General features: G+C 50.6%; 2 pseudogenes. One reads left to right on the top strand and one right to left on the bottom strand.

The features are described from left to right. Nucleotides 1–618 (top strand): annotated as a pseudogene (locus PsAD37_RS12855) (IS3 family transposase); the annotation flags it as partial. A 35-nt stretch (nucleotides 619–653) separates the two neighbouring features. On the opposite strand, the pseudogene PsAD37_RS28065 reads toward PsAD37_RS12855, so the two are convergent. Then, nucleotides 654–779 (bottom strand): annotated as a pseudogene (locus tag PsAD37_RS28065) (IS3 family transposase); the annotation flags it as partial.

The following is a 779-nucleotide window of genomic DNA, read 5'->3' as shown; positions in this document are numbered from 1 at the left end:
GGAGTAAGGTCCTTGATGAAGAGGATGGGTATTGAGGCAATCCACCGACGACCCAATACGTCCAAACCGGCGCCAGAACATAAAATCTACCCGTATCTGCTGCGTGATGTGGAGGTTTTAAGACCCAGTCAGGTCTGGGCCATCGACATTTCCTACATTCCCATGGCAAAGGGCTTCACCTATCTGGTCGCTATCATTGACTGGTACTCGTGCAAAGTTCTGAGCTGGCGGTTATCAATCACCATGGAGGCTACCTTCTGCATCGAAGCTCTGGAAGATGCACTCGCTAAATACGGCAAGCCAGAGATTTTCAACTCTGATCAGGGCTCTCAATTCACCAGCATAGACTTCACCGATGTGCTCAAGCGTGAGAAGATCAAGATCTCCATGGATGGCAAGGGAGCATGGCGCGACAATGTTTTTATCGAACGGTTCTAGCGCACCATCAAGTATGAGGAAGTCTACCTCAAGGCCTACGCCAGTGTGCCAGAGGCCAGAAAATCCATTAAGCAGTACATCACCTTTTATAACCAGAAGCGCCCCCATAGTGCGCTGAACTTCCGCCCACCGGCTCCTGAAGTAATCATTCCAGTAGACCAAAGGCCAGTCATGCACTAACTTTCAAACCGGACCACTCAAGTGGGGCTGATCAACCTGATATAGGCGGACACACCGCGCACGATGAACAGGTCTGTCAAAGCGTCAATGACCTCGGTTGAGTTCAACTTTCGCTTCACCCGGATAGCCAAACATTCCCGGCTGTGCTCATCCAGAATGTT

The sequence above is a fragment of the Pseudovibrio sp. Ad37 genome, assembly GCF_001623075.1.
Lineage (GTDB): Bacteria > Pseudomonadota > Alphaproteobacteria > Rhizobiales > Stappiaceae > Pseudovibrio.
The sequence above is the reverse complement of the archived record's forward strand: the minus strand, read 5'-3'. Positions and strand labels throughout refer to the sequence as shown.